General features: G+C 57.0%; 20 protein-coding genes. 2 read left to right on the top strand and 18 right to left on the bottom strand.

The annotated features are described in order from the left end of the window. Positions 1-10 precede the first annotated feature (10 nt). The 9 genes from BED41_RS15050 to BED41_RS15090 all read right to left on the bottom strand — a co-directional run bounded on the left by BED41_RS15050 (position 11) and on the right by BED41_RS15090 (position 10,717). Positions 11-1,585 carry a hypothetical protein gene (locus BED41_RS15050; RefSeq protein ID WP_066748220.1) on the bottom strand — a complete coding sequence of 525 codons (1,575 nt, stop codon included), beginning with the start codon at positions 1,583-1,585 and terminating at the stop codon, positions 11-13. Positions 1,586-1,616: 31 nt separating this feature from the next. Then, positions 1,617-3,266, bottom strand: a complete 1,650-nt coding sequence (locus BED41_RS15055; protein ID WP_066749365.1) for an MBL fold metallo-hydrolase — start codon at positions 3,264-3,266, stop codon at positions 1,617-1,619. Between the two features lie 108 nt (positions 3,267-3,374). Next, a complete protein-coding gene (locus BED41_RS15060) occupies positions 3,375-4,778 on the bottom strand; it encodes a sensor histidine kinase (RefSeq protein ID WP_066748222.1) in 1,404 nt (467 codons plus the stop codon). After that, the gene (locus BED41_RS15065; RefSeq protein WP_066748225.1) at positions 4,779-5,417 is read right to left on the bottom strand and encodes a response regulator; all 639 of its coding nucleotides are present in this window, start codon (positions 5,415-5,417) and stop codon (positions 4,779-4,781) included. 49 nt (positions 5,418-5,466) lie between these two features. Further along, positions 5,467-5,946: a deoxycytidylate deaminase gene (locus BED41_RS15070; protein WP_066748227.1), complete on the bottom strand. Its 480-nt coding sequence runs from the start codon at positions 5,944-5,946 to the stop codon at positions 5,467-5,469. 402 nt (positions 5,947-6,348) lie between these two features. Next, complete coding sequence (locus BED41_RS15075) at positions 6,349-6,864, bottom strand: citrate lyase holo-[acyl-carrier protein] synthase (protein ID WP_066748230.1); 516 nt, start codon at positions 6,862-6,864, stop codon at positions 6,349-6,351. Next, entirely contained in the window at positions 6,861-7,901 is a 1,041-nt protein-coding gene (citC, locus tag BED41_RS15080; RefSeq protein ID WP_066748233.1) for a [citrate (pro-3S)-lyase] ligase, read from the bottom strand. The genes BED41_RS15075 and citC overlap by 4 nt, the downstream gene beginning before the upstream one ends. A 5-nt stretch (positions 7,902-7,906) precedes the next feature. Beyond that, entirely contained in the window at positions 7,907-9,388 is a 1,482-nt protein-coding gene (locus BED41_RS15085) for an AMP-binding protein (protein WP_066749367.1), read from the bottom strand. A 132-nt stretch (positions 9,389-9,520) separates the two neighbouring features. After that, positions 9,521-10,717, bottom strand: coding sequence for a M20 metallopeptidase family protein (locus tag BED41_RS15090; protein ID WP_066748235.1), 1,197 nt, complete (start codon positions 10,715-10,717; stop codon positions 9,521-9,523). Between the two features lie 168 nt (positions 10,718-10,885). On the opposite strand from BED41_RS15090, the gene rarD reads away from it, so the two are divergent. After that, the gene (rarD, locus tag BED41_RS15095; protein ID WP_066748237.1) at positions 10,886-11,785 is read left to right on the top strand and encodes an EamA family transporter RarD; all 900 of its coding nucleotides are present in this window, start codon (positions 10,886-10,888) and stop codon (positions 11,783-11,785) included. 387 nt (positions 11,786-12,172) lie between these two features. Next, positions 12,173-13,036: a pyrroline-5-carboxylate reductase family protein gene (locus tag BED41_RS15100; protein ID WP_066748241.1), complete on the top strand. Its 864-nt coding sequence runs from the start codon at positions 12,173-12,175 to the stop codon at positions 13,034-13,036. Between the two features lie 86 nt (positions 13,037-13,122). Here the strand turns inward: BED41_RS15100 and BED41_RS15105 are convergent, their stop codons facing one another. The 9 genes from BED41_RS15105 to dctP all read right to left on the bottom strand — a co-directional run bounded on the left by BED41_RS15105 (position 13,123) and on the right by dctP (position 20,388). Then, positions 13,123-13,680: a biotin transporter BioY gene (locus BED41_RS15105; RefSeq protein ID WP_066748243.1), complete on the bottom strand. Its 558-nt coding sequence runs from the start codon at positions 13,678-13,680 to the stop codon at positions 13,123-13,125. A 692-nt stretch (positions 13,681-14,372) separates the two neighbouring features. Beyond that, entirely contained in the window at positions 14,373-14,735 is a 363-nt protein-coding gene (rplS, locus tag BED41_RS15110) for a 50S ribosomal protein L19 (RefSeq protein ID WP_066748246.1), read from the bottom strand. Between the two features lie 110 nt (positions 14,736-14,845). Continuing rightward, a complete protein-coding gene (gene trmD, locus BED41_RS15115; protein ID WP_066748249.1) occupies positions 14,846-16,099 on the bottom strand; it encodes a tRNA (guanosine(37)-N1)-methyltransferase TrmD in 1,254 nt (417 codons plus the stop codon). A 1-nt stretch (position 16,100) separates the two neighbouring features. Next, positions 16,101-16,646, bottom strand: a complete 546-nt coding sequence (rimM, locus tag BED41_RS15120) for a ribosome maturation factor RimM (protein WP_066748252.1) — start codon at positions 16,644-16,646, stop codon at positions 16,101-16,103. Then, positions 16,630-16,875: a KH domain-containing protein gene (locus BED41_RS15125; protein WP_066748255.1), complete on the bottom strand. Its 246-nt coding sequence runs from the start codon at positions 16,873-16,875 to the stop codon at positions 16,630-16,632. The genes rimM and BED41_RS15125 overlap by 17 nt, the downstream gene beginning before the upstream one ends. 13 nt (positions 16,876-16,888) lie before the next feature. Then, positions 16,889-17,149 carry a 30S ribosomal protein S16 gene (gene rpsP / locus BED41_RS15130; protein WP_008708782.1) on the bottom strand — a complete coding sequence of 87 codons (261 nt, stop codon included), beginning with the start codon at positions 17,147-17,149 and terminating at the stop codon, positions 16,889-16,891. Positions 17,150-17,270: 121 nt separating this feature from the next. Further along, positions 17,271-18,641 (bottom strand): signal recognition particle protein, encoded by a 1,371-nt coding sequence (gene ffh, locus BED41_RS15135; protein ID WP_066748258.1) that lies wholly within the window; start codon positions 18,639-18,641, stop codon positions 17,271-17,273. A 9-nt stretch (positions 18,642-18,650) separates the two neighbouring features. Next, a complete protein-coding gene (locus BED41_RS15140; protein WP_084002515.1) occupies positions 18,651-18,977 on the bottom strand; it encodes a sigma factor-like helix-turn-helix DNA-binding protein in 327 nt (108 codons plus the stop codon). 409 nt (positions 18,978-19,386) lie between these two features. Beyond that, on the bottom strand, positions 19,387-20,388 hold the full coding sequence (gene dctP / locus BED41_RS15145) for a TRAP transporter substrate-binding protein DctP (protein ID WP_066748260.1): 1,002 nt from the start codon (positions 20,386-20,388) through the stop codon (positions 19,387-19,389). Positions 20,389-20,874: the final 486 nt, after the last annotated feature.

The raw sequence follows: 20,874 nt of genomic DNA on the forward strand, positions 1-20,874 counted from the left end.
AGCGGCGGTTCTATTTAGCCGCCGTTTTATACCAGTTGATGCGGCCGGAGAGCGGCTTTTCCCATACAATGAGCACGCGTCCGAGCCGTTTCAGGACATTGCCGAAGGAGTCGGTGATCCCCTGGTCGAAGGGCGACAGCGAAAGCTCAGGCTGTAAAGGTTCCGCGAGCGGTTCTTCTTCGCCGTATCCGGAATCGCCGTCATCGTAGGGCTCCGCGTCCTCAGCGCTCTCTTCCCCTAGGAAGCTGCTCATCTTCGTCATTTCTGAAAGAGCGCCCCCTATGCGCGGCAGATCCGCGAGCATCCAGCCGACGACCGATTCGTCATCTTTGAGGAATTTACCCAGCCGGTTCTTCGCGTTTATGGACTGCGGCGTGGTCAGACCCAGCACCGCGATGCCGTCGCGCCCCGCGCCGATCACGGAAAAGGGCACGTTGGTCGTGCCGCCGAAGGTGAAACCGGGGATAGGCTTCGGCTCGGCGCCGAAGAAGAGATTTTTCCAGAAGGAATCCACAAGTTCGTTCATCAGCGCGGAACGGCCGGAGAACTCGACGAGGAATCCCGGCAGTGAGAACCAAAGTATGCGGTTCTGTCCGCCGAGGGAGAATACCGTCTGCCCAGAGAGTATCTCACGTATCTGATCGTCCTTCATGTCGAGATTCTCCGCTATCTCTCCCAGAGACGACAGCGGGAAGGGCCAGTCTTTCGGGTCTCCGCCGAGCGGCGGCAGGTCGATCCCCATCGAAAGCAGGAGCGGTTCGGGGATGATGCAGTCCGCCGTATCCCATTTCCTTGCCTTCAGTGTCGAGGAGAGATAGGCCTCCACAGGTTTTCCGAGGTTCACGAGCGCCCAGCGTATTTCACCGGCCGGGTCGGATGGACTCTTAGGGTCAAGGCTGCGCCAGGCGGCCTCCACCGTTATCGGGAATTTATGCTCCGCGTTGGCGGTGATCGCGCCGCCGTCCGATATCTCAATATGCGCGGGCCAGCTCTTTTCCTGGTTCCATTTCTTGCCGCCAAGGTTTGCTGATGATTTTTTCGAAGCCTCTTCCATGCGCCGCAGCACCGAAAGCTCCGCAGCCATCACGACGTTCTTGCCCTTCACGGTGTAGTAGACGGGAGAGGAGAGTCCGCCCGACTCTATAACGAAGACGCCCTTTTCGCCGCCGGCACGCACGGAAGCCTCTTTGAAGGCCCCTTTCAGGATATCAGGCAGAAGCCCCTTTTTCAGCGCCGCGGTATCGGAGGGCGTGAAGCGGAATGAGGCGTAGACCTCAGTCATGCCAGCGCCGCCGTCCACCACGAGCAGCGCCGCCTCTTTTGCCGCGGAGGCCGCTGTAAGAAGCGCGTTGCGCGGCGTGCCGTCCTTAAGCAGCGCGTAGACGCCGTCGGTGAGCAGCGCGGAAAGGGCTTTGGGATAGCTGCCCTCTTTCGTCTCCGTCAGCACATAGGGCTGCGACTCTTCTGGCCTGGGGATCATCGTCAGGATGCCGGAAGAATTCCACAGCGTGTATGTGAAAAACAGCGCCGCCACTATCACCGCCGCCACAGCGGTGACTACGGCGTATTTGGCCTTTCCCGTCATAGAGTATCCCATCCTTTTTGTGTCACTACGATTATCTCTTTTCTTCTTTTTCTTTATACTCTATCCTGTTGCCGCTCAGGGCCGCCGCCGTTTCAAGCAGCGTTCTCGCCGAAATAAGCAGCGGCATTATATTCTTATACTGTTCTTCGTTCTGGATGATCGTCTGCTGCATCTGTTCAGTACGCGCCGAGATGAGGTTCAGCGCATTCTCCACATCCTTGGAATTGATCTGGATACGGTCGAGTATGCGCGGCGAAATCACAGGCATCGCTATCTTATCGGGGGCCGGAGCGAGAAGGTCTATCTCGTCGCCGATCGCCGGGATGCGTGTCGCATAGCCGTTGTCTTTGAGGCCGAGGGCCAGAGACTCGGCGGATTTCGGTTCGCCGTGAACGATGATGAAGCGCGCCTTCTTTGGGAAATGGCCGGCCCACTTGAGCAGGTCGTCCCGGTCCGCGTGGGCGGAGAAGCCGTTCAGCGTGTGGAATTGGGCTTTAACGGATATCTCCTCTCCCGCGATTCGCACGGTCTTCGCACCGTCGACGAGGCGGCGCCCAAGGGTGCCGTAGGCCTGGTAGCCGACGAAAAATACATGCGTGTCTTTCTTGAAGAGGTTATGTTTCAGATGGTGCATGATACGCCCGCCGGAACACATGCCGCTGCCCGCGAGTACGATGCCGCTGGACATGTCGTTGATGGCGCGTGATTCGTCGGCGCTGCGGACGAAGCTGAAACCCTTCGGCTCGAAGGGGTCCTCCCCTTTGAGGAGCATCTCTTTGAGTTCGCGTGAGAGCAGCGTCGTGTGCGCCGAATATATTTCCGTCGTCTTGACGCCCATCGGCGAATCAAGATAGATATTGGGCATGTTAAGGTCGGGCAGCTTCTTCTGCAGCAGCTTGAACTCGTAGAGCATACGCTGTGCGCGGTCCACTACGAAGGTCGGGACAAGCACCTTGCCGCCGGAGCGGATGGCCTCCTCCATCGCCCCCTGGAACTCGGAGCGCGTATCCTCAAGCGACTTGTGGAGCCTGTCGCCGTAGGTCGATTCGATAAGAACGAAGTCAGCCTCTTCGACGATTGCCGGCGGCTTTTCAATGACGCCGTCGAACTGGCCGAGGTCTCCGGAAAAGACCACCTTCACCGTCTTCTGGTCGTCTTTATCCGAGATCCAGGTCTCGATTATGGAGCTTCCGAGGATATGCCCCGCCTCACGGTAGCGCACCTTGAGCCCGGGAAATATCTCCACCATTTCGTCGTAGGGGATCGGATAGCGGAAGGCGAGCGCGTCTTCGACGTCATTCTCGTTATAGAGAGGCTCCACCTTCGGCAGCCCTTTGCGGGAGTTCTTGCGCGAGCGCCATTCGGCGTCTTCCTGCATGATATGCGCGGAGTCGCGCAGCAGTATCTCTATCAGCTGCGAGGTGGCGTGAGTACAATAGATCTTTCCTTTGAATCCCTGCTTTACGAGGAGGGGAATCCTGCCGCTGTGGTCGATATGCGCGTGGGTCAGGAGGACGGCGTCTATATCCGCAGGACTGAAGGGAAACTTCTCTCCCTCGTGCCGTTCCTCGTCCGTGCCCTGGTGCGTGCCGCAATCGACTAAAACTTTATAACCATCCGTCTCTATCATATAGTTGGAACCGGTAACTTCACCGGCGGCACCTAATATCCGCAGTTTCACTGTCAATCGCCCGGAGGCTCCCACCTTTCAAAAATAAGAATAGATAAGAACACTTGCCAATAAAACAACAGCACAGAAAAACTGTCGGCAGACATTCCGCTCCTGTTACTATTCTACAGTCTGAAGCGGTACTTCACAACTTATAATTGTGCCGATTCCCAATGTGGATGTTATTTCCAGGGAACCTCCGGCGAGGCGCATACGCTCCTTCATATTTGAAAGGCCGCGGTGTCCCTGTACACGAAGTTCCTGAACGTCGTTTGGCATGTCGAAACCCTTGCCGTTATCCTCGATGCGCATGGTTATCCGGTCGCCCCTCTTTTCAAGCTGTACTGAGATGAGGGTGGCTCCGCCGTGGTGGACGGAGTTGTTTATCGACTCCTGCACCACACGGTAGAAGGCAAGGCAGAGAGAGGCCGGTAAGGATTCGTCGTCGTAGTCACAGTCGTCGCCGTCTTCGACATCAAGATCAATCTGCACACCCAGCTGCGATGACATGCGGTTGCAGAGCTCCGCCAGCGAGTGGCGCAGACCGAGGTCGAGCCAGGGCGGGGTGAGGTTGTTGCAGAATTCGCGCATCTCCTTGACGCCGATCATCGCGACCTTTTCGGCGTTCTCCAGACTGCTGATGGTCTGCTCGTCACTGACGTCGAGCGCCAGCAGGCGAAGCCTCTGAACCAGCGCGGTAACGTCCTGCAGAGGCCCGTCGTGTATCTCGCGGGAGATGCGCTCGCGCTCCTCCTCCTGCACCTTGACGATGTCGGTGATGTAGTCGCGCGAGAGCTGTTCCTTATCTATTGCCGACTGCGCGAGCACGACGAAGGTGGAACGCAGCTGCTGCAGCTCGGGAACAGCCTCTGGCGCCGAGACGTCGGGCAGGTCGTAGCCAAGACGCAGCGAAGAAACCTCTTCGTCAAGTTCGCGCAGCGGCAGGATGACCTTTTCATATAAGAGATATATCGCAAGAATGGTAATAATGGCGAGTGTGCCCATGATGAAGGGCCATACGGTGACAAGAAGCACCATGGAGCCGAAGAGCATCTTCCAGGAGACGGCTCCGATTATATATATGTTTTCGTCGGGAATGGAGTAAAACATTCCCGTAAAATAATCCCCTCCCTTGCTGCGCACCTTTACCGGCGTTGGGGAGTCAAAGGAGTTCACCCAGTCGATGAGAAAATTTACCTTCCCGGGAGAGCCGTAGATCAGCGTCCCGTCTTTCCGGAAGACGGCGAACAACCCGGGAAGGTTCATCTCTTTAAGTACCGCTGCAATGGAGTTCACATCCTCGTCAAGCGGCTTTTTCATATAGGTGCCGTCAGGCTGGACATGCCATTTCTTTGAATCGAGCCTCGCGGCTACGCTGTCCACCAGATTTTCAACGTAATTATTCGCGTTGGACTCCATACTCTTCTCAAACTGGTCGTATACAACCCATGCAAGAACCAGCGCTAAAAGCGCTGGCACTAGAAGGGCGGTTATAAGCTGATAGAGGAGTCCTTCTTTCCTCATTTAGTCAAGAAGTTCCTCCATGGTGACGATGCCGTATTTGAGAGAGAGCAGCATCGCCTCCGTTTTGTTTTTAGCTCCGAGCTTGTCATATATCGAGGCAAGGTGCGTCTGTACGGTGCGTTCGCTGATGAAAAGCTGAGAGGCGATCTCCTTCCCCGAGAGTCCGCGCGCCGCGAGCAGCAGCACTTCACGCTCACGGACCGACACTGGCTCCGGAACGAAGTCCTCGCCCTCCTCGACCGCGCTTGCCACGTCGCTGTCAAGATAGAAACCGCCGCGCGCCGCGATCCTGATGGCGCGTGAAAGGGTGTCCATAGTGGCCGTCTTTAGGACGTAGCCGCGCGCTCCCGCGCGGAGCGCCGCCATAACATACTGGTTCGCGTCGTACGAGGTTAGCATCAGCGAGGCCGTGGGAATGCCCGCCTCCTTGACCTTGCGCGCGATCGCGATGCCGTCAAGCCCGGGCATGCGGATATCGAGCAGGGCCACCTGCGGCCTGTGCGTCTGGATGCCGGCCCATGTGGCATTGCCGTCCGCGTACTCTCCTACAATATTGAAGTCCGGTTCCTTTGAAAGGTATCCCTTGATACCCTCTCGTGTAAGGGGATGGTCATCTGCAAGAACGATGGAAATAGACATTTGTATTGCTCCCTTCTCTGTTTTACTGTTATAACTTCGTTTTTCTTTTTCAGATTGAAAGAATATCCCTGGGCAGCTCCTGTGGGTCGACCCAGATACTCTCCACTCCCGACTCCGCCATTACGGCACGGGCAAGCTCGTCGGGGTATGGGTGAAGGAAAAAGACCTTTTCGCAGCCGGCGTTTATCAGTGCCTTCGTGCAGTAGATACATGGCTCGTGCGTACAGTATAGCCAGGAACCCGCCGTCGCCGTTCCGGCCGCCGCCGCCTGGGCGATCGCGTTGATCTCCGCGTGAGAGCCGCGGCAAATCTCATGTCTCTCACCGGAGGCGATGCCGAGCCGCTCACGGAGGCATCCTGTCTTTTCGCAGTGGCTGACCCCGCGCGGAGCCCCATTGTAGCCGGTGCTCAGTATCTGCCGGTCGCGGACCAGCACCGCTCCCACTTTGCGGCGCAGACAGGTGCTCCTGCTCGCCGCCACCTGCGCCATGAGAAGAAAATATATATCCCATTCCGGCCGGTTCGTCATTTCCAGTGCCTCCCAAACGTTGATAATAAGAAAAATTACCTATCTGATATATCAACCGCCGTAAAAGCGGCCGAATGCGCGCTTCGTAAAATTCCCTCTACCAACAATTATATAATCTATATCCATGCGATAATTTTTTGCACGGAAAATTACTGATTAATCTCAGCTTCATTATCTATACATTCCATAAATAAGGGGGAACGGTATCCACCGCCGCGCCATAATATGAAAACTATTACGCTTGGAGGGCGTGATTTCAATAACCCTCTTCCCTATGAGCGCCCAATAAAACGCATAGCGGCAATAACAGGGCGGCTCTTTTTAAAATACAGGCGATTAGATTAATATACACATAAAACAGAAGCTTCCGCGTGGAATCATCTAGGCCATATACGCGGGGCGCTACATCTCCAACGCGGCGGCGTTTATTATCCTGACGACCCTTTCCCTCAGCTCCGACTGCGGATGGCCTCCGAGCCTCGCACAGACCTTCGCCCTCTCGCCGCAGAGCAGACAGCGGCGTTCGGGCAGCCCCATTTGGGTACGGGAGAGGGCCCCCGCCGCGGTGAGGACGTCAATATCAAGCACGCGGCCCGCGGTCATCGAATTCTCCGCCTCCACCGCACACCTCTTCAGCGACGCCGCGTCATACTTTGAGGCGTCAAACACACCCTGCCAGCAGACTCCGGCTCCGTTCTCAAGGTACTGCTCCTCCACCGGCGCCGCATGCGCATGCTCCAGCAGATATTTACGGCATTTCCTGACAACCGCGAGATCGCGCGGGATGCGCTTGGGATATCCGGGGACATTGAGCCCGATCTGACAGACGAAAAAATTACCCTCCGGCGACCGCAGCCAGCGCCGCTGCCAGGCGGCGCGCTCGTCACGGCCGGAGAGCACCTCCTCAAGCGGCGTCATCTCTCGGCCCTCAGCTTCGCGGCCACGGCGGCGCCGCGCGGCGTATTCAGATAATCCAGCGTTGCCGGAGGCAGCAGCTCCGCAAGGCCGGACTCTTCGCCGTCGGCGATCATCGCGCGCACGCGCGAAGCGGAAATTACCTCGTCCCCAGCCCGGCGGCGGCTGATCTCCGTCACCTCACAGCCCAGCGGCGGCAGAGTCTCCTTCAGCACGGAATTATAAAGCCCGGTGATCGGTGAGAGCGGCTCAGTTCCCACAAAGCGGCGTTCGACACCCAGCGCGGGCACGAATAGGGCGCCGAAGAGCCGCGCGTCAAGCTCAGCCTGCGCGCGCGCCACGGAGCTCTCGCCCCTGTCCTTGAGAAAATAGGTGGGAAATGTCGCCGCGGAGACGGCGTAATGCGAGCTGGAGACCACGCGCACATTGGCGATGTCGGCGGTTCCGGCGTGGACAAGCTCCAAGCGGTCGGCGAAGGGAAAGACGGAGGCATCCTCTTCAACGACGATCACGTAAAATAGCGGCGAGCTTTTCGCCGCCTCTTCGATCAGATAGCGGTGCCCAAGTGTGAAAGGATTGCAGTTCATCACCGCCGCGGCGGCCGGCGCGCCGTTTTCCGCACGCAGCCCCTCAAGAAAGCGGCGGTAATCCTCCGCCCCGGGCGTGCCGCACTCCATCAGCACGGAGCGGCTGGAGGCCGCAAGCTCGCGGAAGCCAAGCCCGGCGAAACGCGGCGCCATCTCCGGCTTTGTATAGACAAAAAGATGATGGATGCCATCTTCATGCGCGGCGCGCATCAGTGCCGAAATGACGGTGCCGGAGAGCCCCGCCTCCTGCCACTGAGGGTCGGCGGCCACCATTTTAATCACGGAGCCGGAGAGGCTTGCCGTGGCGACGATATTCTCCTCGCTGTCCTCGGCGACCGCGGTATAATCCGGCGCGCCTTCGAAAATCAGCCCGCTGCGTTCAAGCAGCCCTTCGACGGCCCGCCGTTCATAGCCGCCGAGTTTGCGCGTTACGCGGCAGTTGAGTCCAAACATATCTATTAGTCCTTTGAAAGTTTCCTTTTTACAATCTCTCCGATAGCCGAACGCGGCATCTCGGTGACAAATTCGATGATCCTCGGGACCTTGTAATAGGAGAGCTTCTTCTTGCAGTACTCGATGAGCTCCTTCGCGGAGGCCCGCTCTCCCTTCTTAAGCACGACAAAGGCCTTGACGATTTCGCCGCTTATCGAGCGGGGTACGCCAATGACGGCGGCCTCATGCACCAACGGATGTTCGTTGAGCGTCTTCTCCACCTCGCGGGCGTAGACCTTGAAGCCTCCGACAAAAATGACGTCGCAGGCGCGTCCGACGAGATAGAGATAGCCCTCCTCGTCAAACCTCGCGATATCGCAGGTATCGAACCAGCCATCCGCAAAGCGCTCCGCCGTCAGTTCCGGGTTGCGGAAATAGCACTTAGCGACCGAGCTGCCCCTTATCCACAGGCGGCCCTCGCGTCCCTGCGGCAGAACCTCGCCCTCGTCGCTGCGGATCTCCGCCTCGACGCAGGAGAGCAGCGTACCGACACTGCCGGGTTTCACCGCGTTGATCGACGGCGGCAGCGCCACCACCGAAGAGGCCTCCGTCAGTCCATAGCCCTGCAGCACCGGAACGCCGAGCAGCCCCGCGGCACGCTTGGAGATATCGGCAGGCAGCCGGTCGCCGCCGGAGAGGATACAGCGCATCGAAGAGGAGACCGCCGCGCCGCGCGAGACGGCGCCGACCATCAGCGCGATCATCGTCGGCACCGCCGTAACGATCGTCACCTCGGCGTTTTTGATGGCGTCCATCGAGGACTCTACGGGCATGAAGGAGGTCAATATCGCCTGGCGCGTCGCCTTCACAAGCGGAAGCAGCGCGCCGCATAAAAATCCGAATACATTTGAGTTGGGCAGGGCGTTCAGGAAAACGTCGTCCTCGTTGAGCATATCGATATGCTCAACGCAGCCCTCTATGCAGTCCAGCAGATTGTCGTGCGTCAGCGGCACGGCCTTCGGTTCGCCCGTAGTGCCGGAGGTATAGAAGATGACCGCCGTCTCCTCGCCCTCCTCCGCGCAGGGGCGTCCGGGGATATTTTCATCGAGAGTGTCCAGACTGATCACTGAGCAGGGGATGCCTTCCTCGGAGATCAGCGGAACGAGATCCTCACAGCCGCGGTAAGTCAGCGCCGCGAAGACGTCCGCGTGACACAGCTGCCTGATGAGCGGCACATAGCCGGAACGGAAATCGATCAGCACCACCGCACCGCCAAGACGCCATACCGCAACCGCCGTCGCAAGCAGCACGGGGCTGTTCGGCATCAGCAGCGCCAGACGCTGTCCCTTTTTAAAATTACTGGCGCGCAGCCGCTCCTCACACTCCTCAATCAGTTCGAGAAAAGCACCGCGCGACCACCAGGTCTTCTGCCACCAGATAAAAGGCTCCGCGGGGAGCCTGTTCAGATTATCTCTGATAATGATATCCAGTCTGGAACTCAACCGCATCACATCCATTGTTTATTTCTGTGGATCATTATAATTTAGATTGTTTTAACCAAATTGATCTGCCGCTGCCATACCTTCCGCCGGATAGACGTGGTGGGAGCCAAGTTCCGGCGCATATCCCCGGCCGCCCCCTTAATGGCCGAAGGTGAGAGCCAGATACGCCTCCCACGCCGCCGAAAACGGCAGCATGCTCTCGGGCACGTCATAGCGCGGATGATGCAGCGGGTACTCAAGCCCCGTGCCCATCAGCATAAACAAAGACGGCACCCTGTGGCTGAAAAATGCGAAATCATCGCCGGAGAGCAGCGGACGCTCAAGCATATTAAGCCCGTCCTCACCGAAAAAAGGAACCCCGACACGCAGGAGTTCGTCCACCATGTCGAGGTTGTTGTCCACTTGCGCGTAATTACGGGTATACTCCACCGACGCCAGCCCGCGGAGCGCCTTCGCAAGGGCCGGGGCCACAGTCTCAATACGGCTTTGTACAAAATCGCGCACCTTCGGGTCAAAGGCGCGCAGCGTGCCCCAGAGGTTAGCCTGCTCGGGGATTATATTATAGGCTTCGCCGGATTCTACCTGTCCAAAAGATACCACGACCGGTTCGCGCGGGTCCACCTCACGCGAGAGCATCGTCTGTATCATGATTATCAGATTGGCGGCAATCGTCACGGGGTCCACCGTCATATGCGGCTCCGCGGCGTGCCCCGCCGTTCCCCTGATATCTATGTGAATACGGTCCGACAGGGCCGTCATGACGCCGCGCCGTGTGAAAAGCTCTCCGTAGGGAAGCTCCGAGGACCAGTTTACGGCGACGCTGCGCCCGATATTAAACTTATCGATGATATTGTTTTCCGTGAGGGTCTTTGCGCCGCTTCGCCCCTCGCCAGCAGGCTGAAAGAGAAAGACGACCCGCTGCTTCAGCTCGTCGCTGTATTTTGAGAGAACGGCAGCAGCGCCGAGAAGCGAAGCCATCTCCGCGTCGTGACCGCAGCCGTGCATCGCGCCGGGCATACATGAAGAAAACGGCAGCCCCGTCTGCTCCTCCGCCGCCGTCGCGTCCATCGTCGCGCGCAGCATAAGGGCGGGTCCGGGGATATCGGAGCCCAGCACGCCGATCACCGATGTCTGAATGGCAAAACCGGAGGTTACCGCCATTCCGGGAATGGAACGCAGCACATGCGTGATCTTTGACGCCGTTATATTCTCCTCAAAGGCAAGCTCGGGAAACTGATGAAAATCGCGTCTCCAGTCCTGCATATCGCCGGAGATCCGTTCAGCCTCCGCCAACAGCGAAGCGCCTAAAGATGAAAGCTCCAGATGTTCCTTCATGCCCGTTCTTCCTTCCATCGCAGAAAAACATGCGAACTATACATTCGAATAGTTTATCACAAAACCGGGAGAACGTGTAAAATAAAGCGTGTGACGGAGGGTTTTCCAAAGCCGCGACACGGTTTCGGCGCTCTCCGAACCGGCGATATTACTGTAAGGGGGATACCAATGACGATTCCGCAGAAAGGGGCCGCGGCGGCCCTTCTCTCATACCTCTGGTGGGGCTCGATGCCCCTCTACTGGAAAACCCTGTTGTCGGTCTCCTCTTTCGAGATACTCGGACACCGCGTGGTATGGTCCGCCGTATTTACCCTCGCTCTGATAATCCTGACTGGGCAGGGCGGGAAAGCCGTTGCCTTCGCCGCGAAAAACAGACAAAAGACCCTCTGGCTCTTTCTCGGCGGCTACCTCATCACCTTAAACTGGGGGCTATACATCTGGGCGGTGAACGCCGGACGCATCCTGGAAACCAGCCTCGGCTACTACATAAACCCCCTCGTCTCAATGCTCTTCGGAATGCTCTTCTTCGGCGAACGGCTGCGCCGCGCGCAGAAGCTCGCGATTGCCGTCGCCGCGGCGGGAGTCTGCATACAGATAATCACCATCCGCGAAATACCTCTCGTCTCGCTGGGGCTCGCCCTCTCCTTCGGCCTCTACGGGGCGATGAAAAAGGCCATCTCTATCGAACCGGCCGTCGCTCTGGTTATAGAGACCCTATCCGTCGCCCCCGCGGCGCTGGCCTATCTCTGCTGGCTGCAGCACACAGGCGCGGCACACTTCCCCTACGCCCTGACGACCGACCTGCTGCTTGCGGGAACGGGCGTCATGACCTCCGTCCCCCTCCTGCTCTTCGCCTATGCCGCACAGCGAATAAAACTGACGACCATCGGTTTCATTCAATACGTATCCCCGACGATGACCTTCCTCATCGGCACCTTCATCTATCACGAACCGCTCTCAATCTACCGGATCATTACCTTCGCCTGTATCTGGAGCGCGCTCGCAGTCTACTCGGCTGACACCCTCATCGAAGCGGGGAGAGAGCGAAGGACGCAGGAATACATCTAGGGAAAGCGTTTGGGCTTTATCAATTTTTTTAAATCAGATCACTATTTTGTATAAAATACAAATCCACGTTATCAGCCTGTTGACATTTTTACTATCTGCGGGTAGTATGTCGGGAAATTATTCTTGACACGAGAGAAGGGTGACCGCATGTTACAACAACACAGAAGCTCCGCATCCGCCTGCGCAGGATACACCCGACCTCGACCGTAACCCTCTGACAAGATCCCCGCGGGCCGTCACGGCCCCAGCATCCCTCACTATATCTTAAAAGAAAAACACTTGGCGGCGCCATCCATCTCCTTCGAGGCGCGGCGGCGTGGCTTCTGTGGCTTTATGGCTGACAGAGCGCGGTAAATATATTCGTATCTCTGAAAGGAAGAAATAAAATTGAAAAATACAGACGGTAATGACAAATCAAAGATAAACGGCTTTGCGGCAGAGACACTTAAAGGAAAAACCATTGGCATCGCGGGCTTCGGGCACCTCGGAAGCTCCATCGTCTCGGCGCTGCTCGCGCATGGATTCCCTAAAGAACGGCTGCTGATCTCCTGCGGCGGACGCGGCGAGACGCTTGAACGCCTCCGCGCGGCGGGGCTTGGCCGCTGCCTTACGGACAACGCGGCGCTCATGAGCCGCGCCGACATCATCCTCCTCGCGGCGCGGCCGCAGAACCTCCTGGACTTCCGCGGTCTGGCGGTCAAAAAGGGAGCCTTCATCATCTCCTTTATGGCCGGTATATCGCTGGAGACGCTGCAGGAAATCTTCTCCGCGGAGCTCTGCCGCGTCATGTGCAGCGGGCCGGAGACTATCGCCGACGGCCTGGGAGTCGGCGTCTCATTTCCCGCCGAGAGCCGATCCTGCGCGGTGCTTGAGGCCGCCGGCCTCAAAGTCCTCAATATCTCCTGCGAGAGCGAACTCAACTCCTTCACCGTGGGCATCTGCCTGCCGCCGATCCTGCTCAACATCGAGATAGACGAAGAAGAGAAAAAGAGCGCGCTGTTTGAAATGTCAAAACGCTACCCAGTATACCGAGAACTGACGCCCTGGATAGAGCGCGTGGCCGCCGCGCACGCCGGAGACAAAAGCGGCGCGTCGCTCGCCAACGTCTCGACAAAGGGCGGCGTAACCGAAGCGATGACGACGGCCTTAAAAAACGGCGCCGCCTTTTCCGAGGCGCTCGTCGCAGGGCTCACGCGAAACGACGAACTCTGCGCCGGACTGCGCCGGAAATTCGCCGCCTCCGCGGCATAACGGACGGCCCGCCATCAAAAAACACAGACGGCCTCCGTGCCAAACGCCGGAGGCCGTCCTAACCTTCTCGCTCCTATCCCCTCAGGTCAATCCCTGAATATGCCGCACGCCCGAAGACGGCCGGCGATGACCGCCGCAAGGGCCGCCTTGACCACATCCCCGACAATCGTGCTGAGGAAACCGATCGAGAGCACCTTAAAAAAGGTCGCGCCGCCCGATTGAACCCAAAAATTCAATGCGACATAAAGGTAAGAGACGCCGATGACATAAACGACGGCGACGCCGGCCATCGCCGCGGCAAAATACTGCAGCCGCGTCACCGAACCATACCTTCTCATAAAAAAATCACGGAGACAGCCGCTTAGCCAGGCACAGCCAATAAAGCCGGGGATATAACCAAAAGAGGGCATCAGAACCGCAGCCGGTCCCGCGGCGGAGGTGAATACAGGGATACCGATCAGCCCCATCACCATATAAAGGGCCTGCGAGGCGGCCCCCCTCTTAGGCCCAAGCAAAAGCCCGGCAAGCATACAGATAAGGGTCTGCAGCGTAAACGGCACAAAGGGAACCGGCACCATCATCCGCGCTCCAATGGCGGTCAGCACCGCAAATACAGATATCTCGATCATCGTCTTTATCTTCATGCCGGAAATAATAGCGCGGCGGCAAACTTATGTCAAATAAAAACCATTTATTGGTTGACATCTTCCCAAAAATAAGAGCGGCGCATAACGATTGGCACAAACACCGAGTTGCATTCGTTGTAGAAGAAAGATGACTTACGGTTTAACTTCTGCCCTTGTAGCCTCCCACTCTGATGCGGCCAGAGAACCAAATCAGAGCTCTTCTGATTTGTGCGATTCGGCTGGTAGTTACATCAGAGGTGGCGGCCGCCTGTTTTTGGCGGCTGACGGAAGGAGTGTTGCTCTGTTTGGCGCGGAAACCGCGCCAAACAGAGCCCGCGGCAAAAGCCGCGGAAGAACCGAAGATCAACTCTCCCTCAGTCCCTACGGGACAGCTCCCTCAGGGATGGAGCCAAAATCTTTGATAAACCGCTATTTATCTCTTTTACCACCCGAAGGAAATCGGCGTTTAGACGTGTCGATGACGACGCGAAATAAGGCCGGAAAACCGCAGGCGCACTTCGGTGCGTCGAGGATTTTCCGGCCTTGTTGAGCTAAGTCAGCGGCGCGTATAAACGCCGATTTAATGGAAGTCTCTGCGCTCCTTGATGCGCGCGGCCTTACCGCTGAGCTTACGGATAAGCAGAGAACCAAAACGCGGGGTCTCCCCCCGCGTTTTGTGTGAATCGCTTAGTCTTAGCGTATCGGTAAAACTAATTAAAATCTCTGCGCTCCTTGATACGCGCGGCCTTACCGCTGAGCTTACGGAGATAGTAGAGCTTCGCGCGGCGCACGCGGCCTTTGCGCGTCACTTCGATCTTGTCGATCGAGGGGCAGTGGACGGGGAAGATTCTTTCCACGCCTACGCCGTTCGACATCTTGCGGACGATGAAGTTTTCGCGGAGTCCGCCGTGCTGGCGGCCGATCACTACGCCTTCAAATACCTGGATACGTTCGCGGTTTCCCTCTTTTACTTTAACGTGAACCTTGACCGTATCCCCTGAACGAAATTCAGGGATCGAATCTGCGTCTTTATGGAATTTCTTCTCAACCAGAGCTATTCTGGGATCCTGCATGAGGTTTTCCCTCCTTCTTTATATTATCTTTTGTTTATTGATTTTTATCTTTCGAAAGGCTCCGCGGTCTCCCGCGCGCCAATCCTTTTACCTCTTTGAGCCCTCGGCTCTTACCGCCAGCCGAAGAACCTGTCGAGCGTTATGCTGACGGCGCTTCTCACGGAAAGGTGGTTCCAGCCGTCGCTGCCGCCGGTTATCGGCGTCATCACCGCGTCGGCCATCTCCATGACCTCGTCGTGAAGCCCCCAGCCGGTCCCGAACAAAAAGACCGGGCTGTGGTCCCTTCTGAGGATCTCCCTCTTGAGGGTAAGCCAATGCTGGGCTCCTGCGTGACGCTTCGCCGTGGTGGCTATCTTAAAGGGCTCTTTCTTTTCCCTCTCCGAGAGCCAGCCCAGCGCCTTCTGGACGGAGGCGAAAATCTTCAGCGTCGAGAAGGCCTCTTTGCGGTCGGGGTTATATTCCGCCCCCCAGCCGGAGGTCCAGTGTCCGGCGATCCGCTTCGCCATCTCGCGCTGCTGGGCGAGCGGCGTCACCAGCAGGTATTTCTTTATTCCGTAGGTACGGCAGGCACGCGCGATATCGTGCAGATCCATCCCCGTTATCGCGGTGGAGGACTTCTCCCCGTGCTTGTCGAGCACCGGATAATGCACCTCCATGACGTAGGCGCCGCCTGACAGCCAGGGCATTATGCCCGCCCTTGCCGCGACGTCCGGCCGCCGGTCAAGCGTCCGCTCAACGGAACGGCGTCTGCGCCACCGGTCGATGGCCTTCGCGTCGCCGTTCGTCAGCACCTCGGGAACACGCTCTCCCCGCCATTCGGCCGGGCGCGTGTAATGCGGCGTGTCCAGCATTCCGCTGTAGAAGGAATCCTCCGTGACCGAAGAATTCTTGCCGACCACCCCGGGAATGAGGCGCGAGACCGCGTCCACTATCGCCATCGCCGGCATTTCGCCGCCGGTGAGCACAAAGTCGCCGAGCGATATCTCCGCGTCCACATACTTTTGAGTGAAACGTTCGTCCACCCCTTCGTAATGGCCGCAAATTATCACCAGATTTTCCTTGCGCGAGAGGTCTTCCACAAGCTCCTGATAGAGATGCGTCCCCTGCGGGCTCGGGTAGACGACATAGGGCTTTGTCTCCGCCGAAACGGAGGCCAGCGCCTTTGCCAGCGGCTCCGCCATCAGCATCATGCCGCCGCTGCCGTAGCAGTAATCGTCTATCTGCCGGTAATCACCCTCCGCAAAGTCTCTGATGTCGATGACTTCGACATCCAGCTTCCCCGCCGCGATCCCGCGTCCGAGGACGCTGGCGGCAAGGTAGCTGCGCATGAGCTCTGGGAAAGCGGTGATGATTGATATTTTCATATCAGTCCCACAGACCCTCCGGAATATTTACTGTCATGGTGCCGTTTGCCACATCAACCTTTTCTATCACATCGGCGATTGCCGGTATCGCCTTCGAGGCGCCCTCCGGGGTCTTTACGACGTAGACGTCGTTGCTGCCCGTACAGATAACTTCCGTTATCTCTCCGAGCCGCCCGCCCGTGGCCTTATCGAATACGGCAAGGCCGATGATATCGTCCAGCCAGTATTCGTCCTCCTCAAGCTCCACCCGCTCGTCCTCCGCGACCGTGATGAGGGCGCCCTTCAGGGTCTCGGCCGCGTCGCGGTCCTCCACTCCCTGAAGGCGAAGAAAGAAGGTGTTCTTTCCCTCGTATGGCTCGATCCTGCGCACCTTGAAGGTACGCATGGGCTTTCCCGCGACGGTGACGTCGAGTTCTTTCATGCCCAGAAACCGCTCGGGGAAGTCCGTCTGCGGCAGCAGCAGCATATCGCCGCGCACGCCGTGGACCCCCACGATCTTACCGATCTCGTATCTTCCCGCCGAGGCTCCCTCAGTCTTCTTTGACATCAACATCCACCTTTTCGCCGGACTTTATCGAAGCGGCTTTCGCTACGTGGCGGATGGCGTTGATCGTGGAACCTTTCTTGCCGATTACGCGGCCGATGTCATCCGCGGCCACCCTTATCGTGATAAGGATGGCGCCCGCCTCGGAGCGTTCCTCCGCGACGGAGACCTCTTCAGGCTTGGTGACGAGCCGGCGTACTATCAGGTCAACGAGGTCGACATAATTTGCCATATCCTGCGTCCACCTATTCCGCTGCGGGAGCGTCGATGATTCCCGCTTTTTTAAGCAGCACCTTCGCCGTGTCCGACGGAGAAGCTCCGTTGGCCAGCCAATGCGCCGCGCGTTCCGCGTCTATTTTGATCTCTGCGGGCTCCATGAGCGGGTTGTATGTGCCCAGTATCTCGATGAAGCGTCCGTCTCTCGGTGAATGAGAATCGGCCACTACCAGACGATAAAAGGGAGCCTTCTTTTTCCCGTGACGGGAAAGACGAATACGAACTGACATTTGCGCTAACACCTCCTGTGTTTTTTCTTTGTAAACAGCCGTTAATCAGATGTGCCATGCGGCTTGATCAGGGCCATTTCTATTGAAAACGGGGATTCTATCTCCGAGTCAATCTTTTTATTTAGCGGAAGAAACCTCTCTTGCCCTTCATCATGCCGCCCATGCCAGGCGGCATCTTGAATCCGCCCTTGCCGCCGGACATCTTGCCGAAGGTCTTCATCATGCCCTTCATCTGCTCATACTGCGCAAGCACCTGATTCACCATCTGCACCGAAGTGCCGGAGCCCTGCGCAATCCGCTTGCGGCGGCTTCCCTTGATTATCTCGGGATTACGGCGCTCCTTCAGCGTCATCGAAAGGATGATAGCCTCCGTCTGCTTCATCCGCTTCGGGTCTATATCGGCGTTCTTCAGCGCCTTGCTCGCGCCCGGTATCGGGAGCATCTCCAGAACCTTTTCCAAAGGCCCCAGCTTCTTTATCTGCTGGAGCTGCATCAGCATATCCTCAAGTGTGAAGCGGTTCTTCTTGAGGCTCTCCGTCATCCGCTCTATATCGGCGTCGGAGGTGGCGGACTGCACCTTTTCCAGCAGCCCCTCCATATCGCCCATGCCGATGATACGCTGCGCCATACGGCGCGCGTCGAAGACCTCAAGGTCCTCCGTCTTTTCACCGCATCCGGCAAGCTTTATCGGCACGCCGGTGCTCGCGCGCACCGCGAGCGAGGGGCCGCCGCGCGCGTCGCCGTCGAGCTTCGTCAGCACCACGCCGGTGAGGCCGAGGCGTTCGTGGAAAGTACCCGCGACGTTTACCGCCTCCTGTCCCGTCATCGAGTCGACGACAAGCAGTATCTCCGTCGGCGCGGTCGCCTCCTTCATGGACTCCAGCTCGCGCATGAGCTCGTCGTCCATCTGCAGCCGTCCCGCGGTATCGAGCAGTATCATGTCGCAGAGGTGCGACTCCGCGTAGGCGCGCGACCTGCGCGCCACCGCCACGGGGTCCGTCTCGCCGGCCTCGGGGCCGAAGAAGGGGATATTCGCCTTCTCCGCGAGCACGCGGAGCTGGTCGACGGCCGCCGGTCTGCGAAGGTCGCAGGCGACGACAAGAGGCTTGTGCCCCTTCGACATCCGCCGCGCGATCTTTACCGTGGTGGTAGTCTTACCGGAGCCCTGGAGGCCGACCATCATATAGACCGTCGGCGGCTTCGGCGAGATGACGAGAGGCGCGGGGGCCTCTCCCATTATCTTTATCAATTCTTCGTAGACTATCGTGAAGATGAGCTGCGAAGGGGTTATCGACTCAAGGACCTGCTGACCCGTGGCGCGCGCGCGGATCGCCTCTACGACGTCCTTTACGACCTTGTAATTGACGTCGGCCTCAAGCAGCGCGCGGCGCACCTCGCGCAGAGCGAGATTTATGTCCTCTTCCGAGAGCTTGCCCTTACCGCGCAGCCCCGCGAATATATTTTCAAAGCGTTCTTTTAATGAGTCAAACATGCCGTCTCCCTATGCTCCTAGGATTTTTTTGAATGTCGCGTAAAAATCTTCCGGCAGACGCTCCCTGTTTTCCTCAAGCACCTGCTCCATCTGCTGACGGCGGGCGATAAGGCCGAAGGATTTCTCATACTCCTCCATATGCTCGCGCGCGCGTGTGATGAGGTCGTGGACGCCCTGCCGCGAGACGCCGAGCGCCTCCGCCGCCTCCGAGAGCGACAGATCCTGCATGAGGATCATCTCGCAGGCCATCCGCTGCTTTTCCGTGAGCTGCGCTCCGTAATTGTCGAGCAGAAGCCCGTCTCTGACACGCTGGTTCAAAGAATCTTTTTCCGCCACAACAACCGCTCCCCTCAGTCAACCAGAGGATTATACAGGCTGAAAGAATGCCTGTCAAGGGATTTTGCTTTACAGGCAAAAGCCGCGTCAATTACAAAAACAAACGCCGCCCGGAGCGTTCAGACCAGCGGTTTCCGCTCTGTTTTTTCGCGCCTCGTGTGACGACAAAAACCCAACACCGCCAAGCCCGGACAAGCCCTGCATGACGAAAAGAAGGCAGACCATGACAGAGTACACAGCAGGCTTTTAATAATTTTCACCTTGAAAAGACACGGCTATCATGTCAGCAGCAGGACGAAGAGACATAACATAGCAGCTAAAGAGCGCTTAGGCGCTCACCACAGAAAAACCGGCCGGAGGCGATGCCCCCTGCCGGTTTTTATCTCTGATTTTTATGGAATTACGGAAACTATTTACCGAGGTTCTCTCTGAGGCCCTTCATAAGCTCCGGTGTGAGTCCTCTCTTGCCGAGCTCGTCCCAGATACCTACGCAGGCGTCTTTGATGGGCTTAAGCTCCTGAGCGGTGTACTTGTGGACCTTGATACCCTTCTTTTCCATCAGCTTCATGTATTTCATGTCTTCTGATTCCGCGGTGCTGATCGATTTGAGCGTGAAGTTCTTCGCTGCTTCACGGAATATCTTCTGGTCGGCTGGTGACAGTTTCTTCCAAGCCTTTTCGCTGACCATCAGCGGGAGGTATTCGAATGAATAGTTCGTCGCGTACCAGTACTTCATAACATCGCCCAGGGTGGTGTAAGCGGCGGCTGTCGACATGCCGTCGACCGCGTCGCAGACGCCTGTCTGGAGTGACTGGTAGATGTCGGCCCAGGGAATGGTGATCGTACGGAAGCCCATGGCCTTCGCGCCGAGGTTGTAAACATCCATGTTGGCAACGCGGACGAGAACGCCCTTGTCAACCTTCGGGTTAAGGGGTTCTCTGAGGGGCTTCGTCGAGGCGATACCGATCATGCCTTCGACATAGGAACCGAGGACGTTGACGCCGAGAGGCTTGCCAAGTTCAACGAGCTTGTTGGGGAGCCATGCGCCGGGGGTAAAGACCTTCTTCGCCTCTGCGTAGCTGCTTACGATACCATTCGTGTAGATAACGTCGAAACGGGGGTCAAAGCCGCTGGCGAACGACGTTACGGACATATCGACCGTTCCGCGGATGAGCTCTTCCATGACGAGCTCGTAGCTACCCAGCTGATTGGCGGGGAATACGTTGATCTTAACGCGTCCATTTGTCTTCTGCTCGATCTCCTTCGCGAAATCGTGCATCATCTTCGTGCAAAGATGTTCCGTGGGCTGCTGTCCCGCGAAACGGAGAACGATCTGCTCCGCCGCCATAGCCGATGTCGCCATTATGGCTGATACGAGGAGTGCTGTCATGAGTACTGCAAATTTCTTCATTACTGGTACCTCTCCCTTCAAATTCTGCTTTTATCAGATACGGCCCAATCGGGCCGAAAAAGCCGAGACGGTGCTTACACCTATATATAAATATGTAAAATTGCGTAACTATTTTGTTGAATACAAGATATATCAGAAGAGCGATTGTGTCAACGTTAGAATATTTTTTAAAAAAATTTAACGTCTTTACACTCATCAGATATTTTTAGGTTTTTATTAAATTTAAAATTATTATATTTAACACAATGTCCATCAGTACAATATCACCTGGAGATTTCTCTTTAAAAAGCCTTATTTATGAGAAAATCTCTGCTTTTGCAGAGGATTATTACTTGCAAAAAATAGTTTCGCAATAAAAAGGCCCTTTTGGGATCAAAAGGGGAATTTTACTCTCTTGTTAAAGCATTTTCACGTGAATAGGGATTAAATTATCTATCAGAAATATCACCACATTAGAATACAATCATTTATTTTGATATATCAGTA

It is taken from the genome of Cloacibacillus porcorum, from assembly GCF_001701045.1.
GTDB lineage: Bacteria > Synergistota > Synergistia > Synergistales > Synergistaceae > Cloacibacillus > Cloacibacillus porcorum.